Origin of the sequence: Klebsiella sp. JN_Kp127, assembly GCF_040062505.1 — a bacterium.
Lineage (GTDB): Bacteria > Pseudomonadota > Gammaproteobacteria > Enterobacterales > Enterobacteriaceae > Klebsiella > Klebsiella quasipneumoniae.
The window spans coordinates 1-1,037 of the sequence record NZ_JBEAHS010000027.1 but is presented as its reverse complement, the minus strand read 5'-3'; the positions used below and the strand labels follow the sequence as shown (position 1 = coordinate 1,037).

Here is a 1,037-nt window from a genome sequence, read left to right as displayed (position 1 = left end):
CTGGCTAAAACCTACGGTGGTTCCGCTCGCGCATTCGACCAGATCGATAACGCGCCGGAAGAAAAAGCTCGTGGTATCACCATCAACACCTCTCACGTTGAATATGACACCCCGACTCGCCACTACGCGCACGTAGACTGCCCGGGCCACGCCGACTATGTTAAAAACATGATCACCGGTGCTGCGCAGATGGACGGCGCGATCCTGGTTGTTGCTGCGACTGACGGCCCGATGCCGCAGACTCGTGAGCACATCCTGCTGGGTCGTCAGGTAGGCGTTCCGTACATCATCGTGTTCCTGAACAAATGCGACATGGTTGATGACGAAGAGCTGCTGGAACTGGTTGAGATGGAAGTTCGTGAACTGCTGTCTCAGTACGATTTCCCGGGCGACGACACTCCGATCGTTCGTGGTTCTGCTCTGAAAGCGCTGGAAGGCGACGCAGAGTGGGAAGCGAAAATCATCGAACTGGCTGGCCACCTGGATACCTATATCCCGGAACCAGAGCGTGCGATTGACAAGCCGTTCCTGCTGCCGATCGAAGACGTATTCTCCATCTCCGGTCGTGGTACCGTTGTTACCGGTCGTGTAGAGCGCGGTATCATCAAAGTGGGTGAAGAAGTTGAAATCGTTGGTATCAAAGAAACCGCGAAAACCACCTGTACTGGCGTTGAAATGTTCCGCAAACTGCTGGACGAAGGCCGTGCTGGTGAGAACGTAGGTGTTCTGCTGCGTGGTATCAAACGTGAAGAAATCGAACGTGGTCAGGTACTGGCTAAGCCGGGCACCATCAACCCGCACACCAAGTTCGAATCTGAAGTGTACATTCTGTCCAAAGACGAAGGCGGCCGTCATACTCCGTTCTTCAAAGGCTACCGTCCGCAGTTCTACTTCCGTACTACTGACGTGACTGGCACCATCGAACTGCCGGAAGGCGTAGAGATGGTAATGCCGGGCGACAACATCAAAATGGTTGTTACCCTGATCCACCCGATCGCGATGGACGATGGTCTGCGTTTCGCAATCCGTGAAGGCGG

Annotated in this window: 1 protein-coding gene; it reads left to right on the top strand. The window is 54.7% G+C overall.

The genetic code is table 11. From position 1 onward, the window contains the following. Positions 1 to 1,037, top strand: a 1,037-nt coding sequence (gene tuf / locus ABLV04_RS08390) for an elongation factor Tu (protein WP_020316953.1), incomplete at both ends; no start/stop codon positions are given.